At 41.5% G+C, this 22,776-nt stretch carries 18 protein-coding genes; 3 read left to right on the forward strand and 15 right to left on the reverse strand.

All coding sequences use genetic code 11. From position 1 onward, the window contains the following. Positions 1–184 precede the first annotated feature (184 nt). The gene (locus tag DK866_RS01655; protein ID WP_109407459.1) at positions 185–2,674 is read left to right on the forward strand and encodes a heavy metal translocating P-type ATPase; all 2,490 of its coding nucleotides are present in this window, start codon (positions 185–187) and stop codon (positions 2,672–2,674) included. A gap of 108 nt (positions 2,675–2,782) precedes the next feature. Then, entirely contained in the window at positions 2,783–3,232 is a 450-nt protein-coding gene (cueR, locus tag DK866_RS01660) for a Cu(I)-responsive transcriptional regulator (protein WP_109407460.1), read from the forward strand. Between the two features lie 93 nt (positions 3,233–3,325). Here cueR and secA read toward each other — a convergent pair whose 3' ends face one another. Together secA and secM are read right to left on the reverse strand one after the other, a co-directional pair. Continuing rightward, positions 3,326–6,034, reverse strand: a complete 2,709-nt coding sequence (gene secA / locus DK866_RS01665; RefSeq protein ID WP_109407461.1) for a preprotein translocase subunit SecA — start codon at positions 6,032–6,034, stop codon at positions 3,326–3,328. A 99-nt stretch (positions 6,035–6,133) separates the two neighbouring features. Beyond that, the gene (gene secM / locus DK866_RS01670; RefSeq protein WP_109407462.1) at positions 6,134–6,661 is read right to left on the reverse strand and encodes a secA translation cis-regulator SecM; all 528 of its coding nucleotides are present in this window, start codon (positions 6,659–6,661) and stop codon (positions 6,134–6,136) included. A 45-nt stretch (positions 6,662–6,706) separates the two neighbouring features. On the opposite strand from secM, the gene DK866_RS01675 reads away from it, so the two are divergent. Next, positions 6,707–7,222, forward strand: a complete 516-nt coding sequence (locus DK866_RS01675) for a DUF721 domain-containing protein (RefSeq protein WP_109407463.1) — start codon at positions 6,707–6,709, stop codon at positions 7,220–7,222. Positions 7,223–7,256: 34 nt separating this feature from the next. Here the strand turns inward: DK866_RS01675 and lpxC are convergent, their stop codons facing one another. The 13 genes from lpxC to ftsI form a co-directional block, all read right to left on the reverse strand. Next, complete coding sequence (gene lpxC, locus DK866_RS01680; RefSeq protein ID WP_109407555.1) at positions 7,257–8,174, reverse strand: UDP-3-O-acyl-N-acetylglucosamine deacetylase; 918 nt, start codon at positions 8,172–8,174, stop codon at positions 7,257–7,259. A gap of 98 nt (positions 8,175–8,272) precedes the next feature. Next, positions 8,273–9,439: a cell division protein FtsZ gene (gene ftsZ / locus DK866_RS01685; RefSeq protein ID WP_072069264.1), complete on the reverse strand. Its 1,167-nt coding sequence runs from the start codon at positions 9,437–9,439 to the stop codon at positions 8,273–8,275. A 70-nt stretch (positions 9,440–9,509) separates the two neighbouring features. Next, complete coding sequence (gene ftsA, locus DK866_RS01690) at positions 9,510–10,766, reverse strand: cell division protein FtsA (RefSeq protein WP_006533748.1); 1,257 nt, start codon at positions 10,764–10,766, stop codon at positions 9,510–9,512. Between the two features lie 45 nt (positions 10,767–10,811). Continuing rightward, positions 10,812–11,597 (reverse strand): cell division protein FtsQ, encoded by a 786-nt coding sequence (ftsQ, locus tag DK866_RS01695; protein ID WP_036934971.1) that lies wholly within the window; start codon positions 11,595–11,597, stop codon positions 10,812–10,814. A 1-nt stretch (position 11,598) separates the two neighbouring features. Then, positions 11,599–11,955 carry a hypothetical protein gene (locus DK866_RS01700; RefSeq protein ID WP_109407464.1) on the reverse strand — a complete coding sequence of 119 codons (357 nt, stop codon included), beginning with the start codon at positions 11,953–11,955 and terminating at the stop codon, positions 11,599–11,601. A 5-nt stretch (positions 11,956–11,960) separates the two neighbouring features. After that, positions 11,961–13,424, reverse strand: coding sequence for a UDP-N-acetylmuramate--L-alanine ligase (gene murC, locus DK866_RS01705; RefSeq protein WP_072069267.1), 1,464 nt, complete (start codon positions 13,422–13,424; stop codon positions 11,961–11,963). A gap of 41 nt (positions 13,425–13,465) precedes the next feature. Beyond that, the gene (gene murG / locus DK866_RS01710; RefSeq protein ID WP_109407465.1) at positions 13,466–14,548 is read right to left on the reverse strand and encodes an undecaprenyldiphospho-muramoylpentapeptide beta-N-acetylglucosaminyltransferase; all 1,083 of its coding nucleotides are present in this window, start codon (positions 14,546–14,548) and stop codon (positions 13,466–13,468) included. Further along, positions 14,545–15,738 (reverse strand): cell division protein FtsW, encoded by a 1,194-nt coding sequence (gene ftsW, locus DK866_RS01715; RefSeq protein ID WP_109407466.1) that lies wholly within the window; start codon positions 15,736–15,738, stop codon positions 14,545–14,547. Before ftsW ends, murG begins: the two co-directional genes overlap by 4 nt. Continuing rightward, complete coding sequence (gene murD / locus DK866_RS01720; protein ID WP_109407467.1) at positions 15,738–17,048, reverse strand: UDP-N-acetylmuramoyl-L-alanine--D-glutamate ligase; 1,311 nt, start codon at positions 17,046–17,048, stop codon at positions 15,738–15,740. Before murD ends, ftsW begins: the two co-directional genes overlap by 1 nt. A 1-nt stretch (position 17,049) precedes the next feature. After that, on the reverse strand, positions 17,050–18,132 hold the full coding sequence (gene mraY / locus DK866_RS01725; protein WP_023581493.1) for a phospho-N-acetylmuramoyl-pentapeptide-transferase: 1,083 nt from the start codon (positions 18,130–18,132) through the stop codon (positions 17,050–17,052). Further along, entirely contained in the window at positions 18,126–19,508 is a 1,383-nt protein-coding gene (murF, locus tag DK866_RS01730) for a UDP-N-acetylmuramoyl-tripeptide--D-alanyl-D-alanine ligase (protein WP_109407468.1), read from the reverse strand. The genes mraY and murF overlap by 7 nt, the downstream gene beginning before the upstream one ends. Next, the gene (gene murE, locus DK866_RS01735) at positions 19,505–20,992 is read right to left on the reverse strand and encodes a UDP-N-acetylmuramoyl-L-alanyl-D-glutamate--2,6-diaminopimelate ligase (RefSeq protein WP_109407469.1); all 1,488 of its coding nucleotides are present in this window, start codon (positions 20,990–20,992) and stop codon (positions 19,505–19,507) included. Before murE ends, murF begins: the two co-directional genes overlap by 4 nt. Continuing rightward, entirely contained in the window at positions 20,979–22,775 is a 1,797-nt protein-coding gene (ftsI, locus tag DK866_RS01740) for a peptidoglycan glycosyltransferase FtsI (protein ID WP_109407470.1), read from the reverse strand. The genes murE and ftsI overlap by 14 nt, the downstream gene beginning before the upstream one ends. Position 22,776 lies beyond the last annotated feature (1 nt).

Consider the following 22,776-nt stretch of genomic DNA (forward strand, 5'->3'; position numbering starts at 1 on the left):
ATAAATTTACGCTTCTTTAAGATTTAAATTAAATGTAGAAAATGAAAAACAGAAGATAATGAATTGAATTAAAAATAGAAAGACACATTTTATCGTAGAAATTAAATCGCCATCGACTCCTTGACCTTCCCCTAATGGTAAAGCCTAAGCTTTATCTCATACCATATTTAAGAGGGGATTTTTGATGAACACTAAGACTACGTTGTCCTCTGCTAATCGGCTGAGTTTACCTGTTGAAGGTATGACATGTGCATCATGTGTTGGTCGTGTCGAACGAGCCTTAAAGGCCGTACCACAAATACAAGATGCCGTTGTCAATCTAGCCACTGAACGTGCAGATATTACATTTACAAATACACCCGACCCCATAGTTGCCGTGAGCGCCATTGAAAGCTCAGGTTATAAAGTACCCGAAGAGATAACCGAGCTGGCAATTGAAGAAATGACCTGTGCATCTTGCGTTGGCCGTGTAGAAAAAGCACTAACCCAAGTTCCTGGTGTATTAGAAGCCACGGTAAACCTTGCAACTGAACGCGCTCGTGTGCGCCATTTATCAGGCATCGTATCGATCACTGATTTAGAGGTCGCCATTGTACATGCAGGCTATAAACCTCGTCGTTTATCTGATGATCCAGCAAATACACGCGATGTAGGTGAAGAGCGCCGTGCAAAAGAGGAACGTTCATTACGTCACGCATTACTTATCGCCACTATCTTCACATTACCCGTTTTTATTATTGAAATGGGATCGCACTTTATTCCCGGTGTACATGGTTGGATTACTCAAACTCTGGGGCAACAACTAAACTGGTATATTCAATTTATCCTCGCCACTATTGTGATGTTTGGCCCCGGTTTACGCTTTTTCCAAAAAGGAATACCTGCGTTATTACGTGGTGCTCCTGATATGAACTCATTAGTGTCTGTTGGTACAGCCGCTGCTTACGGCTATTCAGTGGTATCAACCTTTATTCCTCAAGTCTTACCTGCGGGCACAGCCAATATCTATTTTGAAGCTGCTGTTGTGATTGTCACCTTGATCTTGTTAGGAAGAACGCTTGAAGCCAAAGCAAAAGGAAATACATCTCAAGCAATTAAACGGTTGGTTGGTTTACAAGCCAAAACAGCGCGAGTTTCTCGTCATGGTGAGGCAGTGGAAATTCCTCTGGATCAAGTTGTGATGGAAGACATCGTTTTTGTTCGCCCCGGTGAAAAAATACCTGTTGATGGAGAGATTATTGACGGTCACTCTTACGTTGATGAGAGCATGATAACTGGCGAGCCTGTCCCTGTATCAAAAGAGATTGGTTCTGACGTTGTAGGTGGAACCATCAATAAAACAGGTGCTTTTAGCTTTAAAGTTACCAAAGTTGGTTCCAATACCGTATTAGCTCAAATCATTCGCTTAGTGGAAGAAGCTCAAGGATCTAAACTTCCTATTCAAGCACTTGTCGATAAAGTCACTATGTGGTTTGTACCCGCGGTTATGTTAGGCGCAACGATCACCTTCTTTATTTGGTTAGCTTTTGGCCCTGAGCCTGCATTGACCTTTGCCCTTATTAATGCCGTTGCCGTGTTAATTATTGCCTGCCCATGCGCAATGGGATTAGCAACGCCAACATCCATTATGGTAGGTACAGGTCGCGCCGCAGAATTGGGTATTCTTTTCCGTAAAGGTGAAGCCTTACAAGCCTTACGTGATGTCAATGTTGTAGCACTTGATAAAACAGGCACATTAACAAAAGGTCGTCCTGAATTAACGGATTTAATTCCAGCGGAAAGTTTTGAATATAACGAAGTCTTAAGCCTTGTTGCAGCTATTGAAACTTATTCAGAACACCCTATTGCAGAAGCTATTGTTAATGCAGCTAAAGAGGCAGAATTAACGCTCGCAACGGTTGAAAATTTTGAAGCAATTCCGGGTTTTGGTGTAAGTGCAACAGTGGGAGGAAGAGCCGTATCTGTTGGAGCTGATCGCTTTATGAAGCAACTTGGATTAGATGTCAGTCACTTTATCTCTTCAGCACAGAAACTCGGTGAGCAAGGCAAAAGCCCTCTTTATGCCACTATTGATGGACGTCTTGCTGCCATTATTGCAGTTGCAGATCCGATTAAAGAAACAACCCCTGAAGCAATCAAAGCGTTACATGATTTAGGCTTGAGAGTTGCCATGATCACTGGTGATAACGAAGCCACAGCAAAAGCGATTGCTAAACAGTTAGGTATTGATGAAATTGCAGCTGAAGTACTTCCTGATGGAAAAGTCGAAGCCTTAAAACAATTTAGCCATAAAGGCGCCAAAGTCGCTTTTGTTGGTGATGGTATCAATGATGCTCCGGCACTTGCACAAGCTGATGTTGGGTTAGCGATTGGTACAGGAACCGATGTTGCCATTGAAGCTGCTGATGTGGTGTTAATGTCGGGTGATCTGCGCGGTGTTGTTGATGCAATAGCTTTAAGCCAAGCAACTATTCGTAATATCAAACAAAACTTATTTTGGGCTTTTGCCTATAACGCCTTATTAATTCCTGTCGCGGCAGGCATGCTTTATCCAATTAATGGCATGTTACTTTCACCCATCATTGCAGCTGCCGCAATGGCACTTTCAAGTGTATTTGTATTGGGTAACGCCTTGCGACTAAAACGTTTTCAAGCACCCATGAAAACACATTAATAGATTGATTTTCTTTATAGCCAGACTCAACAAGAGTCTGGCTCAATACTATAAAGCGACTACCTTATACTTATAGAGAATGCTTTATTATTCAATAAGGAGGACATAATGAATATTGGTCAAGCAGCAAAAAAGTCCGGTATTTCAAGCAAAATGATCCGTTATTATGAGCAGATTGGCTTAATTCCAAAGGCTATTCGTACTGATTCAGGCTATCGCGATTACACAGATGCAGACGTAGCTTGCTTTCGTTTTATTCGTCATTCTCGAGCTCTTGGTTTTTCAACAGAACAGATATCAACATTGTTAGTTTTATGGAATAACGGAGAACGTGCCAGTGCAGATGTGAAATCTATCGCACTCTCCCATATTGAGGAGCTCAATCGTAAAATTGCTGAACTACAGCGAATGACAAAAACGCTAGAACACTTAGCGAAAGATTGCCAAGGTGACAACAGTCCTGATTGCCCGATTATTGCAGGATTAGTTGAGCCAAAGTCAGGCTCTGAAAATAAAACAACCACAAGCCACCTTTCCCACCTTCGCTCTTCAATTTAGTTTTTTTATCAACCATAAAAAATCCCGCTTATTACTAAGCGGGATTTTCTTATTCAACGGAAAGTTAAATAACCATTGTTATCAACGGATAAATTAACCTAATTGACCGTGACAATGCTTAAATTTCTTACCTGATCCACAAGGACATGGTTCGTTACGACCCACTTTTTTACCAGCGGCAACTTGACCATCTACTGCTGACATTTGAGATTCTTTTGTCACTTCATGGCTTAATTGCTGTTGTTTAGCTAAACGTTCTGCTTCTTCACGACGGCGACGTTCTAACTCTTCAACTTCTTCCGGTAAACGAACTTGTACTTTGCTTAGTGTGCTGATCACTTCGTATTTCAGTGATTCCAACATATTAGCAAACATAGCGAACGATTCACGTTTGTACTCTTGTTTTGGATCTTTTTGTGCATAACCACGTAAGTGGATACCTTGACGCAAGTAATCCATTGCCGCCAAGTGCTCTTTCCACAATGAATCTAGCGTTTGTAACATCACGCCTTTTTCAAAGTTACGCATCATTTCAGCACTAACGATCTCTTCTTTCGCTTTATAGACTTCGATAGATTTTTCTAAAATACGTTCACGTAATGTTTCTTCGTGTAATTCAGGCTCTTTATCTAACCACTCTTTGATTGGTAAATTTAAATCAAAGTCTTTTTGTAGACATGCTGTTAAGCCTTCGATATCCCACATTTCTTCCAGTGATTGAGGTGGAATATAGTTATCGATCATTGAAGTGAATACGTCTTGGCGAATACTGTCGATAGTTTCACTTACGTCTGCCACATCCAGTAATTCGTTACGCTGAGTATAGATTGCACGACGTTGGTCATTTGCTACATCATCATATTCAAGCAGTTGCTTACGAATATCAAAGTTGCGGTTTTCTACTTTACGCTGTGCGTTTGCAATCGCTTTGGTTACCCAAGGGTGTTCAATCGCTTCGGTTTCATTCATACCTAATTTACGCATCATGCCAGACACTTTGTCTGAAGCAAAAATACGCATTAAGGAGTCTTCCATAGATAAATAGAAACGAGAAGAACCTTCATCCCCTTGACGACCCGCACGACCACGCAACTGGTTATCAATACGACGAGATTCGTGACGCTCAGTACCAATGATATGTAAACCACCTGATGCTAATACTGCATCATGACGCTCTTTCCATTTGGCTTTGATTTCTTCAATTTGCTCTTCAGTTGGCTCTTCAAGTTTAGCCACTTCAGTTTGCCAGCTACCCCCTAACACGATATCGGTACCACGACCCGCCATGTTAGTTGCAATAGTTACCGCTGAAGGTAAACCTGCGTTAGCAATGATGTCCGCTTCCATTGCGTGGAATTTCGCATTCAGCACGTTATGGTGAACATTCGCCTTCGTTAACGCATTAGAGATTTCTTCTGACTTTTCAATTGAAATAGTACCAACAAGTACAGGTTGGCCATTTTTGGTACGCTCACGAATATCTTCGATAATGGCAGCAAATTTACCTTGTTCATTCATATAAACTAAATCAGGTAGATCTTTACGCACCATTGGGCGGTTCGTTGGGATAACAATCGTTTCTAAACGATAGATAGAGTTAAATTCAAACGCTTCAGTATCCGCAGTACCGGTCATCCCTGCTAATTTTTCGTATAAACGGAAATAGTTCTGGAATGTGATTGACGCTAATGTTTGGTTCTCATTTTGGATCTTCACACCTTCTTTTGCTTCAACTGCTTGGTGTAGACCATCTGACCAACGACGACCTTGCATTGTACGACCAGTATGTTCGTCAACAATGATAACTTCGCCATCTTTAACAATGTAGTCAACATCTTTAGTAAATAGAGCGTGAGCACGCAATGCAGCTGTCACATGGTGCATTAACATAATATTTGCTGGTGAGTATAAAGACTCGCCTTCTTTCATCATGCCCGCATCTGCTAATAATCCTTCAATCTTAACCAGACCACGTTCTGTGATATTTACTTGACGTGTTTTTTCATCAACAGAGTAATCACCTTCGCCTTGGAAAGTGTCTGAATCTTCTTTTTCTTGAGAAACCAAATGAGGGATCACTTTGTTCATTTGGATATAAAGCTCAGAGCTATCTTCTGCTGGGCCTGAAATAATCAGAGGTGTACGCGCTTCATCGATTAGGATTGAGTCAACCTCATCCACTAATGCATAGTGTAATTTACGTTGAACACGCTCTTGTGGGCTAAATGCCATATTATCGCGCAGATAATCGAAACCGAATTCGTTGTTAGTACCATAGGTGATATCAGCGTTATAGGCTTCACGTTTTACTGGTGGTGCCATATTCGGTAGGTTGATACCAACGCTTAATCCTAAAAATTCAAATAAAGGACGGTTATTTTCGGCGTCACGTTGTGCCAAGTAGTCATTGACGGTAACAACGTGAACCCCTTTACCTGATAACGCATTTAAATATGCCGGTAATGTTGCAGTTAATGTTTTACCTTCACCTGTACGCATCTCAGCAATACAACGTTCATTTAGCACCATACCACCGATTAGCTGCACATCGAAATGACGCATACCAAAGACACGTTTACTTGCTTCACGAACAGTTGCAAACGCTTCTGGTAAAATATCTTCTTCTTTTTCACCCTTTTTTAAGCGCTCACGAAACTCATCTGTTTTTGCTTTTAATTCATCATCAGTCAGTTTTTCAAATTCTGGCTCTAGTTTATTAATTTCAACAACTACTTTGCGCATACGGCGGATAGAACGATCATTACGGCTACCAAAAATTTTGGTTACAATTTTACCTAACATAAATCTTTATTCTCATTTATGGCGTGAAAACGCCGAAAAAAGCCTCTGTTTTATGTATTAACAGAGATAATCATAATCTTATTAGATTAAGTGACTCAATTAAGCGGTTAGGTAAGGCCCAGCGCGGATCCCACGGATTTGTGCAAGCCACAATCCGGTATGATAAGAAGTGGTGTTCTGTACTAAAGCATAGCCAGAAAGCGGTAAATGAGTTAATGCAGTTGATGATGTGTTTGTTAGTAACGCATACAGAGTATCAAGCATGACCTCTGCAACATTAGTAACAGGAGACGGCTCATCTTTGGCTTTAACCATCAATTCAGGAGAATTAATGGTGAACGCAAAAGAAAGCTGTTTAATAACATTTTTTACTGCATGCTGTTGCCAGTAATTAAAGGTGAAGGATGAGGCAGGATTCTGTACACTTTGACGTAAGAATAAGTTATCAAACGCAATGAGTGCCTGACTTTGACGATTCTGTGAAGAAGGTGTATCTGTTGGCTGTGGATTTTCGGCATGAGCAGACAACAGCGAAGGTATTCCAATACCTGCTGCTACCATCCCTAAAAGCAGATGCGACCAAAAATATCGCCTGCCAAACTGTCGCCAAAAACTTATAATGCTCATTAATCTTTGTTGCTCATTAATTTTTATTTTGTGGAGTCAAAATCTATGCGGGATAGTTACCCACAATCATTGGAAAAAATCTTCATAGAACTTGAAGGTTCCAATAAGAATACATTACAACTCATACAACAGCGTGCAACGATTTTACTAAAATTAAATCGCGCCGTCATGGCTCTTTTACCTGTTCCTTTACGAGATAAATGCCGTGTCGCAAATTATCGCAATGCTATTTTAATTATTGAAGTAGCAAACGCAAGTTGGTTAACGCGATTACGCTATGAAACTCCATCATTACTTTCTGCATTAAGACAAGAAATTTTACCATCCTTATCCTCAATAGACATCAAAATTAATCCGACTTTAGGAATAAAACCGGAAAAAAGATCTTTAATATCATCATTAAAAGAACAAGAGCCTACAAAGAGACGTCACTTGAGTTTAGAAAGTGCTCAATCATTAAAGTATTTGGCGCAGAAAAGTCCGAAGAAGTTAAGAGAGAAATTAGAACGGTTGGCTGCACTTGCCGGAGAGAGTACAAGTGCAACCAAAGATGAACGTTAATTAGAGATAATTAACGTGCTTTCCATTGCTGGAATTAAGCAAAAACCATTGAGGGAGCTTTAAATGCCACTGGCATTTGTGCTTCGTCTTCAAATGTGACGAATTCCCATGCAGATTCTTTTGCTAATACAGCTTGGAGTAATTTATTGTTTAATGCGTGACCAGATTTAAACGCGGTAAATTCACCGATAATGTTATAGCCACACATAAATAAATCACCGATTGCATCTAACATTTTGTGACGAACAAATTCATCTTCAAAACGTAAACCATCATCGTTGAGAACACGATAGTCATCAACTACAATCGCACAATCGAAGCTTCCGCCTAAACACAATCCTTTAGATTGCAGGTATTCAATATCACGCATAAATCCAAAAGTACGAGCACGACTAATTTGGCTCATGAAGGATTCAGCAGAAAAATCTAATTTATAACGCTGTGTACTTGCATCAATGGCTGGGTGATTAAAATCGATAGTAAAATCTAATTTGAACCCATTGTATGGACGCATTTCTGCCCATTTATCACCATCTTCTACACGTACTGTTTCTTTGATACGAATGAATTTCTTCGCAGTACGAAGTTCTTCAATACCCGCATCAAGTAACAAGAAAACAAAAGGTGCTGCACTTCCATCCATAATTGGAATTTCAGGTGCATTCACTTCAATTACGATATTATCAATGCCTAAACCAGCCAGTGCTGCGTTTAAATGCTCAACGGTTGATATACGCACATCGTCTTCGTTAACTAAGCAAGTACATAGCATAGTGTCACGAACTGATTTTGCGTCTGCTGGAAAATCCACCGGTGGATTTAAATCAGTACGACGGTAGATGACCCCAGTATTGGCTGGCGCCGGACGCATTGTAAGCATAACTTTTTTACCCGTGTGAAGTCCCACACCAGTTGCTTGTACAATTCGTTTTAATGTCCGTTGTTTGATCATCATTTTATCTCGCAATGTTATCCGTCCTACCAATCATTATACTTATAATTGGCAGGACAGTTTAGCACAAAAAGCGGAGATGCCAATCTTTTTGGCGATTAATCAGCCTGTTTTCTCAGGAACGCAGGGATATCTAAATAATCGGGCTCTTTATTCGCCTGAGTAGATTGTTCGTTAACTGCTTTTGCTGCTGGCTTGCTTTCTTCTACAGCGGTAAAAGAAGACATGCTATTTTGCATTTGCTGATAACGGTTCTCCATTGCGCTTTGCTGATTTTGCTTATTCGTTACCAGCGTAATTTCTGGACGTTTGTCCATGCCGATACCTGTTGCAACGACAGTTACACGCAGTTCATCATTCATTTCTGGGTCAAGGGATGTACCGATAACCACAGTCGCGTTGTCTGATGCAAATGCACGAATGGTGTTACCCACTGTTTCAAATTCATCAAGACGTAAGTCAAAGCCAGCGGTAATGTTGACTAACACACCACGTGCACCAGACAGGTCGATATCTTCCAATAATGGACTTGAAATCGCCATTTCTGCGGCTTCCTCAGCGCGATCTTCACCTTTAGCAGCACCAGAGCCCATCATGGCATAACCCATTTCAGACATCACGGTTCTTACGTCAGCAAAGTCAACGTTCATTAAACCAGGGCGGGTGATTAGCTCAGCGATACCTTGAACTGCGCCTTTTAAGACATCATTAGCCGCGCCAAACGCATCTAATAATGAAATTCCACGACCCAATACTTTTAATAATTTGTCATTAGGAATAGTGATTAATGAGTCAACATGTTTTGACAACTCAGTAATACCTTGTTCCGCAAATGCCATACGTTTTTTGCCTTCAAAATTAAAAGGCTTAGTTACTACAGCAACGGTCAAAATACCTAATTCTTTAGCAACTTCAGCAACAACTGGTGCGGCACCTGTACCAGTACCACCGCCCATACCTGCTGCGATAAAGACCATATCGGCACCTTCAAGCGCTGCACGCAACGCTTCACGGTCTTCTTCTGCGGCATTACGACCCACTTCAGGGTTTGCACCTGCACCTAAGCCTTTCGTAATGGCATTACCAATTTGGATAGTTTGTCCGACCGCTGTTTTACGTAGCGCTTGAGCATCCGTATTGACTGCAAAGAAATCTACGCCTTCAATACGTTCACGAACCATGTGCTCAACCGCATTACCGCCGCCGCCACCAACGCCGATGACTTTGATCACCGCATCGTTGGTTAATTCCATAGGTTCAAACATAATTTCTCTCCGTTTTGTGCCTTCTCAGGGTCGCTTGCTCAAACGACCTCTTTTTAAATTTGTCTGATTATTAAAACTCTCTTTTCAGCCAGCCGGTGAGTTTCTTAAACAAACCACTGACAGCAGAGCGTTTTTCGGTTTCTGTTTCCTCACCAAAGTGGGATTCTTTACCGTAATGCAAGAGCCCAACCGCTGTTGAGTAGTAGGGGTCCTGCGCATAATCTGTTAGCCCGGTAATATTTAACGGTTTACCGATCCGTACTTGCGTGTGAAAAACACGTTGAGCACATTCAACAAGTCCATCAATCTGTGCAGCACCACCTGTTAGCACAATACCTGCGGCTAAATGATGCTTAATCCCTTGCTGACGTAATTGTTCTTGAACTTTTAAAATCTCTTCATTAACAAGATTGAGCAATTCGGTATAACGAGGCTCAATCACCTCAGCAAGAGTTTGTCGTTGCAGACTTCTTGGTGGCCTGCCTCCGACACTAGGAACTTCGACATTTTCATCTTTACCAACTAAAGAGCCTAATGCACAACCATGGCGAACTTTGATAGCTTCAGCGTCATTTGGGGGTGTACCAAACGCATAAGCGATATCACTTGTTACTACATTGCCAGCATAAGGAATAACGCGAGTGTGTCTTAATGCTCCACCAGTATAAATGGCGATATCCATCGTACCGCCACCAATATCAACAACACACACACCAAGTTCACGTTCATCTTCTGTCAATACAGCGAAACTTGAAGCTAGTCCCGCAAAAATCAGTTGATCCACTTTTAACCCACAGCGTTCAACTGCTTTTACAATATTCTTTGCCATATCGTTATGGCAGGTAATTAGATGAACTTTAGCTTGCATTCGTACACCCGACAATCCAACAGGGTTTTTGATCCCTTCTTGATAATCAATGGCATACTCTTGCGGTATAACGTGTAAAACACGATGTTCATCTTTTACTTTGACGGATTTCGCAGTGTGAACCACGCTATCAACGTCATCTTGAGTCACTTCTTCTTCTGAAATTGGCACCATACCAATCTCATTTTGGCAGCTGATATGCTTGCCTGATAACGCCAAATATACTGAAGATATTTGACAGTCAGCCATCAATTCAGCCTGATCTACCGCCCGTTGCACACATTTTACGACGGATTCAAGATCGTTAACGCCACCTTTATCCATGCCTCGAGATGGACAACTTCCCACCCCAATAATATTCACAACACCATCAGGCAGGATCTCACCGACAAGGGTGGCTACTTTGGCCGTACCAATCTCAAGACCAACTACTAATTTTCTGTCCGTCGCTTTGATCATTATTGTTCTGCCTTCGCCTTCATCGTGTCATCTGCCACGTCTTGTTTATTCATTCTCAAGTAATAAAGGAGCCCATCCGACTGCACCACCACTGTCATAACGCAGATCAACATAATCAACTCGTTTATCTGTTTGTTGTTGCAGTATCGGATACAACTCAATAAAGCGAGCGATCCGTTTTTCGTTATCCTTACGACCTAACTCCAATCGGACATCATTGTCTAAAACTAATTGCCATCCTTGACGTGCAGACATTGACGCTGCTTTTAAATTCAGGTTACTTGCAAGAAGTTGATCTCTCATTGCTACATAACCTGATAACACCATTTTTTCACTTCCTTGAGGGCCATATAACAAAGGGTAATTACCTTTGGTTTCCAATTGTGTTGGCAGACTGAAAACGCGCCCTTCTTTATCAAGAAAGTAAGTATCATTCCAGCGGGTAAAGGGAACATACTCTACCAGATGGATTTTAAGCTCATCAGGCCACTGTTTACGCACAGTGACTTGCCTAATCCATGGCATACGTTCAATTTGTTGCTGAATGATATTCACATCCTGTGTCATAAATGTGCCTGGCTGTCCTAAAGATAAAATCGCCTGGCGCACATCATCATTCGTTGTGTAATGCCTCTCACCGGTTAATACAAGTTTTGAGATAGGAAGACGATTTGCATCTTTCATCCAGTTAACTACTTGTATTCCACCCCAAACGATAGTGGCAATCACACATAAGAAAAAGATTAATCCTGATAAATAAGTACCATTACTCGGTCTGTCAGAATGCTGTTTCTCTTTGTGTTCTTTTATATTTAGCGCTGCTTGTGACATATTAACCCACTAACTCCTGAGCAACGTTTAAACCAGAGAATCGCCCATCCTTTTGTCCGATGTTCCTTCGATTAATACTTTTCCTACATATATATACTTTATGAACACCTTTAGGTTTGATAATTAAATCACTAAATTGTTCAATCTGTTGAGAATTATTTACTTTAAAAGAAGAAATTGCGAATTTTTCTGCGTTTTTCTTGCTTTTTAACTGAAATTTTTCCTCAATACGGTTTTGAGCAAGCGAATTCTTGTTCATTTTTTTCGCCAATACAGTGCTATTTTTCTCATAACACCCCATCATTACAGCGAGTTGATTACCCATTTCACCATAAATGATGTTCACTTGCTCAAACATCCGTCTTAATCCTCGCTTAAAGATGGCTGTAATTTTGTATCTGCTAAGCGACGCGCTATTTTACCAATATTTCCAGCACCTTGAACTAAAACAAGATCATTATCTGTTAATACACCCGCTAATATTGATGAAATATTATCGACATCAGATACCCAGATAGGATCTAGCTTGCCACGCTGACGAATTGTTCGACAAAGTGAGCGACTGTCTGCGCCTGCAATCGGAGTTTCTCCGGCAGAATAAACGTCTGTTAATAATAAAATATCAACTTGGTTGAGAACAGTAGCAAAGTCCTCATACAAATCACGTGTACGTGTATAACGATGCGGTTGGAAAATCATTACAAGACGTTTATCTGGCCAACCGGCTCTCGCTGCTTTAATCGTTGCGTCAACTTCTGTTGGGTGATGACCATAATCATCAACTAACATCACCTCACCTTCTTGACCGTTAACATGTTCAAGACCGTAATTACCTAAGAAGTCGAAACGGCGTCCTGTACCTTGGAAGTTAAGTAATGCAGCTAAAATATGTTCGTCAGCAATACCTTCTTCAGTAGCAACCGCCACAGCCGCAGTTGCATTTAATGCGTTATGACGACCAGGTGCATTTAATACAACTTGTAAATCAGGCATATCTTCACGAGAAATAGTGAAGAAACCTTGAGCACCTTTTTGTTCATAATGTGTAATACGGACATCTGCATCTTCACTAAACCCATAAGTCGTAATATAACGACCCACTTTAGGGATAATAGAACGGATAACATCATCATCAAGACACATCACTGCACGACCATAGAACGGTAAATTGTGCAAAAAGGTAATAAACGTCTCTTTTAAATTGTCAAAATTACCGTGATATGTATCCATATGGTCTGCTTCGATATTCGTAACCACAGCCACCATAGGTTGTAAATGTAAAAACGATGCATCACTTTCATCAGCTTCGGCGATTAAATAACGGCTACATCCTAAACGAGCATGCGTACCCGCTGATTTAACTAATCCGCCATTTACAAAAGTAGGATCTAATCCTGCTTGTGCATAAATATTTGAAATCATTGCTGTCGTGGTGGTTTTACCATGAGTTCCTGCAATCGCCACACCATGACGATAACGCATTAATTCAGCCAACATCTCAGCACGACGAATAACTGGAATACGTGCCTCTCTCGCGGCAATAATTTCAGGATTCTCAGCACTGATTGCAGTCGAGACCACAACAACACTAGCGCCACGAATATTTTCAGGGCGGTGATTAAAATAAACAGTTGCGCCCAAAGCAACGAGCTGTTGTGTAACGGCATTTGGCGCTAAATCAGAACCACTGATTTCATAGCCTTCATTCGCTAGCACTTCGGCAATCCCACCCATACCGGCACCACCGATGCCAATAAAGTGAATATGCTTAACTTTTCTCATTTCAGGCACAAACGATCTTAATTTTGCCAGTTGTTGTGTATTCACTATTTACTTCTTCACTCTAAGTTAATGGTTACAAGTTACGTTTATTTCTTTGCCACTTCGATTATCACATTCGCTACACGCGCTGTGGCATCCGTAATCGCAACACTTTTTGCTTTTTCTGCCATCGCTAACAATGTTTCTCTATCCCACTGCTTTAGGGTTTGTGCAATGACTTCTGGAGTTAAATCATTTTGCTCGATAATTCGCGCTGCCCCCGCTTTTTCTAATGGCAGGGCATTCCAATATTGCTGTCTATCTTTGTGCTGGAAGGGAACAAAAATAGCGGGTAATCCCGCAGCGGCAATTTCACTGACTGTTAATGCGCCGGAACGACATACGACAACATCAGCCCATTGGTAAGCTTGCGCTATATCATCAATAAATTCAGTAACTTTGTACTCAGATTTAACTGAATTTTTCGCTAATTCATTCTGATAGCGTGTTTTTGTATCACTTTCGCCACCTTTTCCTGCTTGATGCCAGATTGTAACATGTTCACCAAGCAAACCAGCGACCACCGGCAAGGTATGATTTAAAATTCGAGCGCCTTGGCTACCACCAATAATCAACACCCGAATCGGACCAGTTCTCTCTTTTAATCGTACCGATGGCGCTTCAAGCGCTAATACATCTTCACGTACAGGATTCCCAACAACTGGCGCTTTAGGAAATGCGCCCGGAAAAGCCTGTAATACACGTTTTGCAATCTTGGATAGCCAACGATTGGTTAATCCAGCAATCCCATTTTGTTCATGCAAAATAACGGGGATACCACACATCCAAGCCGCAACACCACCTGGACCAGAAACATAACCGCCCATACCAAGCACAGCATCGGGTTGATAACGTTTCATAATGGCGCGCGCCTGAAAAATGGCTTTAATTATACGAATTGGCGCTGCTATTAATGCTTTAATACCTTTACCACGTAAGCCAGAAATACGAATAAATTCAATATCAATGCCGTGTTTAGGTACTAAATCAGCTTCCATTCTATCCGCCGTTCCTAACCATCGGATTTCCCAATCTTGGGATTGTAGATAATGAGCAACAGCTAGCCCGGGGAATACGTGTCCACCCGTACCACCAGCCATTACCATTAAACGGCGTCTACGCTCGCTCATTTCGGGCTCCTTACAAACGCCTGAGCTTGTGCTAGACGTGTTTCATAATCTATTCGTAACAACATCACGATGGCTGTTGACATAATAATCAAACTTGAACCACCGTAACTAATAAGAGGAAGAGTCAATCCCTTCGTTGGCAACATGCCTGCTGCTGCGCCTACATTGACCAAGGATTGGAATGTAAACCAGATCCCAATTGAACACGCTAAAAAGCCTGAAAAGCGTTGATCGAGTATCAATGCACGTCGCCCTATTTGCATCGCGCGAAAAGCGATGAAGAATACCATTAAAAGCACTAAAACCACACCGATATAACCAAGTTCTTCTGCTAAAATGGAGAAAATAAAGTCGGTATGTGCTTCTGGCAAATATTCCAGTTTTTGTACTGAGTTTCCTAAACCTTGTCCAAGCAAATCGCCTCGGCCAAATGCCATCAAAGATTGCGTTAATTGGTAACCACTACCAAATGGATCTTCCCAAGGCTCTAAGAAAGAAGTGATCCGGCGAACACGATAAGGTTCAACAATGATAAGCATAACCACAGCGGCAATACCTGAACCGATAATCGCTAAGAATTGCCAGATCTTAGCACCCGCTAAAAATAAAAGTGCTAATGTGGTAACAAACAACACAACCACAGTACCTAAGTCTGGTTGCAATAACAGTAAAACAGCCAGCACTAACATAACGCCCATCGGCTTACAGAAACCCCAAAAGTTGTTTCTGACCTCTTCAACTTTTCGAACTAAGTAGCTAGATAAGTAACAAAATAAAGCCAATTTTGATAATTCAGCTGGTTGAAAGTTTAATGGCCCCACAGCAATCCAACGTGAAGCACCATTAACCGAACTTCCGACACCCAATACCACTAATAAAAGTAGTATTGAACCAAACAACATTAGACTGCTATAACGTTGCCAAATTGCCATAGGAATACGCATAGTGACTAACGCAATACAAAACGCCACGATAAGGTAAATTCCATCACGCTTTGCAAATAGAAAAGGATCTTCTGCAAGTCGTTGACCAACAGGCATTGAAGCTGATGTCACCATGACAAAACCGATAACCGCTAATCCGAAAGTAAACCAGAGCAAAGTGCGATCATACGGCACAAACGCCGTATTCTCAGTTTGATAACTGCCCACTAACCACTGTTTTAGTCTTCGCATTGCGAATATGCTCATCAGCCAAGCTCCCTTGCCAAGCGCGCAAATTCATCACCACGTTGCTCAAAACATTTAAACTGATCTAAACTTGCGCAAGCTGGTGAAAGCAACACCATATCCCCTGGTTTAACAGTAGGGGCTAATGCACGCATTGCCTCTTCCATTGTCACTGTTAATAAAGAGACATCTGGTCGTAAACTAGCTAGAGCTTGCCCGTCTTGTCCAAAGCAATAGAGGCGAATATTGTCACCACTGATATAAGGCAATAAAGCTGTAAAATCGGCTGATTTTCCATCACCACCTAATAAAAGGTGCAATGTACCTTCGACATCGAGTCCTCGTAATGCCGCTTCTGTACTTCCCACATTGGTCGCTTTCGAATCATTTATCCAGCGTACATTTTGATGTGAATAAACTAATTGAAAACGATGAGCAAGACCGTGATACGTTTTCAGTACCTCAGTTGCTGCTTGACGAGAAATCCCCACTGCATCTGCAAGTGCTAGTGCCGCTAATGCATTGGTATAGTTATGCTGTCCTGAAAGATACATTTCGGACGTTGAAAGAACTTTTTCACCATTTACTTTTAAGACGCGATTTGTGTTATCAAGCTGATAATCACCTTGTCCCACTCCAAAACTGACACAACGGCCATCTTTACCCATTAAAGGTAATGTGAGTGTGTCATCTTGGTTATAAACGCAGGTATTAGCATTATCATAGATGCGTAATTTCGCTTCACGGTACTGTTCCAATCCTAATGGATAGCGATTCATATGATCTTCGCTAATATTTAAGACTGTCGCCGCAGCTGCTTTTAAGCTATACGTGGTTTCTAGTTGGAAACTTGATAGCTCTAATACATAAAGATCATGAGGCTCAGTTAGCAAGGTCAGTGCAGGAACACCAATATTCCCCCCAACACCAACTCGAATACCATCCGCTTTTGCCATTTCACCCACAAGCATTGTAACTGTGCTTTTACCATTAGAGCCTGTAATAGCCACAATAGGTGCTTTTGCTTCGCGACAAAACAGTTCAATATCCCCCACGATTTCGACACCATGACTTGCAGCTTCAACAAGCTCAGGAGTCGAAAGGGCAATACCAGGACTTGAGACAATTAAATCAGCATCGTTAAGCCATGCTTGGTGAAAGCTGCCTGTATGATATTCAACGTCAACAGGAAGCTTATCTAAGCCTCCTGGTTTTTGGCGCGTATCAATCACTTTAGGTGTAACACCTTGACGGATAAAAAAGTCAACGCAGGAAAGACCTGTTATTCCAAGCCCAACAACAACGACTTTTTTTCCCTGATAATTTGCCATCTTAACGTACCTTTAACGTCGCCAGACCAATAAGCACTAACATCAGTGAAATAATCCAGAAGCGGACAATAACACGAGGTTCAGGCCAGCCTTTTAATTCATAGTGGTGATGAATTGGAGCCATACGGAAAATACGCTGACCACGTAATTTAAATGAACCGACTTGTAAAATAACGGAGAGTGTTTCAACAACAAACACCCCCCCCATAATCACTAATAAGAATTCTTGGCGTAATAACACAGCAATCGTACCTAACGCACCACCCAATGCGAGAGAACCAACATCTCCCATAAAGACTTGCGCTGGGTAAGTGTTAAACCAAAGAAAACCTAAACCCGCACCGACGATAGCGGTACATACAATCACTAATTCGCCCGCATGCATTAAATAGGGGATCTTCAAGTAACTTGCAAAATTAACGTTACCTGTCGCCCATGCGACTAATGCAAAACCAGCGGCAACAAAAACGGTTGGCATAATGGCTAAACCATCTAAACCATCCGTTAAGTTAACGGCGTTACTTGTTCCCACAATGACGAAATAAGCCAGTAAAATATAAAGCATGCCCAATTGAGGCATAACATCTTTAAAGAATGGAACGACTAGCTGTGTTGCAGGAGTATCTTTACCAATAGCATACATACTAAATGCAACGACTAACGCCAACACGGATTGCCAGAAATATTTCCAACGTGCAATCAAGCCTTTGGTATCTTTACGAACGACTTTGCGATAATCATCAACAAAGCCGATAACGCCATAACCAATTAAAACCAATAACACACACCAAACATAAGGGTTGTCTAGTCTTGCCCATAGTAGTGTGGAAATGGAGATAGAGAACAGGATCATAATCCCGCCCATTGTTGGTGTGCCACGTTTACTAAAGTGAGACTCTGGCCCTTCACTACGAACCACTTGTCCAATTTGCATTTTTTGTAACCAAGCAATGAGGTGAGGCCCCATCCACAAAGCAATAATTAATGCCGTCAATAAACCAACAATCGCCCTGAATGTCAGATAAGAAAACACATTAAAAAATGTATGGTATTTAACCAAATATTCGGCTAGCCAAACTAACATTCAAAGCACTCCTTTAATGCGTTCACGATATCTTCCATTGCGGAGCTTCGTGAACCTTTTACTAAAACTGAAACAACATCATGCTGCTGTAATAATGGAATTAATTGAGCAAGTAAGTCGGCTTTAAATGTAAAATGCTGACCACCTTGGTTTTCATCACTAATAAAGTGGCTGTGATCCCCTACGGTAAATACACTATCAATCCCTGCATTGTGTGCAAAACGTCCCACATCACGGTGACATTTCTCTGAGTCTTTACCTAACTCAGCCATATCTCCCGCAACAAAAATCTTATATCCAGGCAATTGCGAGAGCACTTGTAAGCCCGCAATCATCGAACCATCATTCGCATTATAAGTATCATCTAACACCATTTTCCCGGTGGTTAACTCCACAGGGTACAATCGCCCGGGTACCGCTTTTAATGTTGATAACCCAAGGCGAACCGCATCAAGCGTTGCGCCTGCTGAAAGTGCCAACGCACTAGCAGCTAAAGCATTGGCAATATTATGACGTCCCGGCAATGGAAGAGTGACTTCAACACAACCTTCTGGTGTATGTAAGGTGAAGTTAGTGGTGAATTGCTTAATAGCGATATCCGTCGGATAAAAATCAGCATTACTTTGAGCTGATAAAGAGAAAGACCATTGCGTTTGACGCGCATTAAAGTGGCGTTCCCATAGAGGTAAGTCATTACTATCAAGATTAATAATGGCAGTACCTTGCTCTTTTAGATGTGTAAAGATTTCACCTTTTGCTTGGGCAATGCCTTCAAGTGAGCCGAAACCTTCAATATGAGCAGAAAAGAGATTATTTACCAAAGCGCTATCAGGCTTAACCATATCCACGGTATAGGCAATTTCACCAATATGATTTGCACCTAGCTCGATAACGGCAAAACGATGCTCTGGTGTTAAACGAAACAGTGTTAGTGGCACACCAATATCATTATTTAAATTACCGTGGGTATATAAAGTTTCACCACAATGACGCAAAATCGAAGCCGTCATTTCTTTGACAGATGTTTTTCCTGAAGAGCCTGTCAATGCCACAATTTTAGCATTGCTCAATGAACGGATATGAGTAGCAATCGCCCCCATTGCCAAACGAGTATCTTTCACAATGATTTGCGGACAATCAATATCAATTTCACGATTAACCAATACAGCAACGGCGCCCTTTTCTTTGACATCAGCGATAAAGTCATGCGCATCAAAACGCTCACCTGCTAATGCAATAAAGAGGCAATATTCATCAATATTGCGGCTATCTGTTGAAATTGATTTAATCGTTAACTGATTGGCTTGGCTTTGAGCAATATGGCTCAACTGACCATCTGTAACTTGTGCAATGATTTCTAGTGATAAAGGGATCATGCTAACACCCCCAATAGCCGTGCAACGGTTAATCTATCCGAATAATCAAGGCGACGTGAACCGACTAACTGGTAATCTTCATGCCCTTTGCCTGCGACTAAAATCATATCATTAGCATCGGCTTGCATAATCACGTTAGTCACTGCTTCTGCTCTGCCTTCAATAGCAATTGCACGGCCGGGTTCCATTAAACCAGAAAGAATATCTTGAATAATGGCTTTTGGCTCTTCACTACGTGGATTGTCATCAGTGATAACAACTTTATCTGCTAATTCTTCTGCAACTGCACCCATTAGTGGGCGCTTACCTTTATCTCTATCACCACCACAACCAAACACACACCACAATTTACCAGTGCAGTGTAAACGAGTGGCTTGGAGTGCTTTTTCTAGTGCATCAGGAGTATGAGCATAATCGACAATAACGGTAGGACGATTATCCGCACTAAACACTTCCATTCGACCACAAACAGGAGTAAGTGCAGATGATGCCTTAATCACAGCATCTAATGGATATTCCAGTGCTAACAATGTCGCTAAAGCACATAATAGATTACTAACATTAAATGCCCCCATTAATGGGCTTTCAATTTCCCCTTCACCCCAACTTGAGCTAAAGCGAATAGTTGCACCTTCATCGTGGTAATTAATGTTTGTTGTTTTAACGAAGCGACCTTGCCAATTTACAGGCAATTTATTATCCATTGTCACTGCAACAGCGTCAGGCAAACGTGATAACCATTTTTGACCAACAGTATCATCCGCATTAATGATTTTCTCACCACTATGATGTGTAGAGAACAATAACCATTTGGCCTCTTCGTAATTTGCCATATCACCATGATAATCAAGATGATCACGACTTAAATTAGTAAACACACTGGCCACAAAAGGTAAAGCACTAACGCGACCTTGCACTAAGCCATGAGAAGAGACTTCCATCGCTGTTAATGTCGCGCCTTGATTTAATAGTTGTTGTAACTCTAATTGAATATCAACCGCAGAGCCTGTGGTGTTCATGGCTGGAACAACGTGACCTAATAGCCCGTTACCTACTGTTCCCATCACAGCACTAGTTTCGCCTAATCCTTGTGCCCACTGCGCTAACAATTGTGTTGTTGTTGTTTTTCCGTTAGTTCCAGTAACACCAATTAATTTCAGTTTTTCAGCTGGTTGATGATAAAAATATCCAGCTAATTTTGATAGTTCTGCATTGAGATTATCAATATAAATAACAGGTATGCCGTGACTTTCACGAATTTCACCATGCGTTGCAACATCTTGTGCTTCCGCTAATACTGCAGAAACACCTTGAGCAATTGCTTGAGGAATATAGCGTCTACCATCAGTTTCATGACCCTTAATGGCGATAAAAAGATCACCGCTTGCCGCTTTTCGGCTGTCGAGTGTCATGTCTTTGAGCATCAATGACGGTGCTTGTATCCCTAGTGCCCCTAATAGGTCACTTAAGTTAGGATCGGCCACTTGTATCCTCTTCTTTTTTAATTACAAATTCATTTTTATCGTCTGGCATCAATGCATCTGGTTCTACGTTCATTGTTCGTAAAACCGCGCCCATGATTGTGCCAAACACCGGTGCAGATACTGCGCCCCCGTAATATTTACCCGCTTTAGGTTCGTCGATTATCACAACCAACGCAAAACGTGGACGACTCGCAGGCGCAACACCCGCCGCATAAGAGATATATTGATTGATATATTTTCCATCTGGTCCTACTTTTTTCGCCGTACCTGTTTTAATCGCAATGCGATACCCTTTAATAGCCGCACTTACACCACCGCCACCGGGCAATGCAACACTTTCCATCATATGCACGACCGTTTTCATTACTGGCTCAGGAAATACACGAGTTCCAGGTACAGGAGGATCAACTTTTGTAATTGAGAGTGGACGGTAAATACCAAAACTACCAATCGTTGCATAGACACGCGCTAATTGTAACGGTGTTACCATTAGCCCATATCCGAATGAGAAGGTGGCCCTTTCAAGATCGGACCACCGTTGTTTTTTTATTGGAAATATGCCACTACTTTCACCAACTAGCCCCAAGTTAGTTGGCTTCCCGAATCCAAAACGTGAATAAACATCCACAAGTTCAGATGCAGGCATCGCTAACGCTAGTCGTGAAACACCAACGTTACTCGATTTCTGTAATATTCCTGTTATCGATAACTCATGATATAACGCCACATCTTTTATTTGATGTCCGTTAAGACGATAAGGAATTGTATTAATAACACTATTTTCTTTAATAATATGATTGTGCAAAGCACTCATCACAACCATCGGTTTTACTGTAGAACCTGGTTCAAAAATATCGGTGATAGCACGATTACGCATCGCATCTTTAGGCGTTCCCGCTAAATTATTCGGGTTATAAGATGGGCTATTCGCCATTGCTAACACTTCGCCTGTATTGACGTCTACTAAAACAGCAGTTCCAGATTCTGCTTTATTCTTGATAACAGCATTGGTTAATTCACGATAAACCACGGATTGTAGGCGTTCATCAATACTTAACATCAAGTTATGCGCAGCTTGACTATCTGTTTGAGCGATATTTTCAATGACTCGATTGAAACCATCCTTACGAACGACACGTTCACCAGGAGCACCTGTTAGCCATTGATTAAAACTTTTTTCAACACCTTCAATACCATCACCATCAATATTCGTTACACCAATAATATGAGCAGTTACTTCACCCGATGGATAATAACGTTTAGATTCTTGGCGCATGTTAATCCCAGTAATTTTCAATTTACTAATGTAATCACTAATTTCGGGATTAACTTGGCGAGCGAGATAGATAAAACGTGCGGAAGGTGCGGCAACAATTTTCTGTTCGATTTGACTGACGGAGATTTTTAGTGCGTCAGCAAGCGCTAACCAACGAGAGTCTGTCATATCTGGATTGGCATCCAATACAACTTTAGGATCTGCCCAAATAGCATACACAGGCACACTGACAGCAAGAGGTCTTCCCATTCTATCGCTGATCATCCCTCTTGCTGTTGGGACTTTTTGTACACGTAAAGAACGCATATCCCCTTCACGAATTAGGGGATCTGGATTAATAATTTGTAAATAGGCAACACGGATTAATAGCGCGGCTAAAGCGATACCAATGCCTGTACAAAGCAACGCAAAACGCCAACTCACAAATCCTGTTTTTTCTTCAGGCTTGCGTAGTTTGGCATTTGACTTTGTCTTTGCTTTCGCTTTTGCCGAACGTGAAAATTTCATA

This window comes from Proteus genomosp. 4 str. ATCC 51469 (genome assembly GCF_003144375.1).
Lineage (GTDB): Bacteria > Pseudomonadota > Gammaproteobacteria > Enterobacterales > Enterobacteriaceae > Proteus.

Excerpts from the sequence above, each read along its gene's own strand:
- ftsQ (WP_036934971.1), bottom strand. The coding sequence starts at position 11,597 with ATGTCACAAGCAGCGCTAAATATAAAAGAACACAAAGAGAAACAGCAT.
- ftsA (WP_006533748.1), bottom strand. The coding sequence starts at position 10,766 with ATGATCAAAGCGACGGACAGAAAATTAGTAGTTGGTCTTGAGATTGGT.
- ftsI (WP_109407470.1), bottom strand. The coding sequence starts at position 22,775 with ATGAAATTTTCACGTTCGGCAAAAGCGAAAGCAAAGACAAAGTCAAAT.
- secM (WP_109407462.1), bottom strand. The coding sequence starts at position 6,661 with ATGAGCATTATAAGTTTTTGGCGACAGTTTGGCAGGCGATATTTTTGG.
- cueR (WP_109407460.1), top strand. The coding sequence starts at position 2,783 with ATGAATATTGGTCAAGCAGCAAAAAAGTCCGGTATTTCAAGCAAAATG.
- murG (WP_109407465.1), bottom strand. The coding sequence starts at position 14,548 with ATGAGCGAGCGTAGACGCCGTTTAATGGTAATGGCTGGTGGTACGGGT.
- DK866_RS01700 (WP_109407464.1), bottom strand. The coding sequence starts at position 11,955 with ATGTTTGAGCAAGTGAACATCATTTATGGTGAAATGGGTAATCAACTC.
- ftsW (WP_109407466.1), bottom strand. The coding sequence starts at position 15,738 with ATGAGCATATTCGCAATGCGAAGACTAAAACAGTGGTTAGTGGGCAGT.
- mraY (WP_023581493.1), bottom strand. The coding sequence starts at position 18,132 with ATGTTAGTTTGGCTAGCCGAATATTTGGTTAAATACCATACATTTTTT.
- murF (WP_109407468.1), bottom strand. The coding sequence starts at position 19,508 with ATGATCCCTTTATCACTAGAAATCATTGCACAAGTTACAGATGGTCAG.
- lpxC (WP_109407555.1), bottom strand. The coding sequence starts at position 8,174 with ATGATCAAACAACGGACATTAAAACGAATTGTACAAGCAACTGGTGTG.
- secA (WP_109407461.1), bottom strand. The coding sequence starts at position 6,034 with ATGTTAGGTAAAATTGTAACCAAAATTTTTGGTAGCCGTAATGATCGT.
- ftsZ (WP_072069264.1), bottom strand. The coding sequence starts at position 9,439 with ATGTTTGAACCTATGGAATTAACCAACGATGCGGTGATCAAAGTCATC.
- murD (WP_109407467.1), bottom strand. The coding sequence starts at position 17,048 with ATGGCAAATTATCAGGGAAAAAAAGTCGTTGTTGTTGGGCTTGGAATA.
- DK866_RS01675 (WP_109407463.1), top strand. The coding sequence starts at position 6,707 with ATGCGGGATAGTTACCCACAATCATTGGAAAAAATCTTCATAGAACTT.
- DK866_RS01655 (WP_109407459.1), top strand. The coding sequence starts at position 185 with ATGAACACTAAGACTACGTTGTCCTCTGCTAATCGGCTGAGTTTACCT.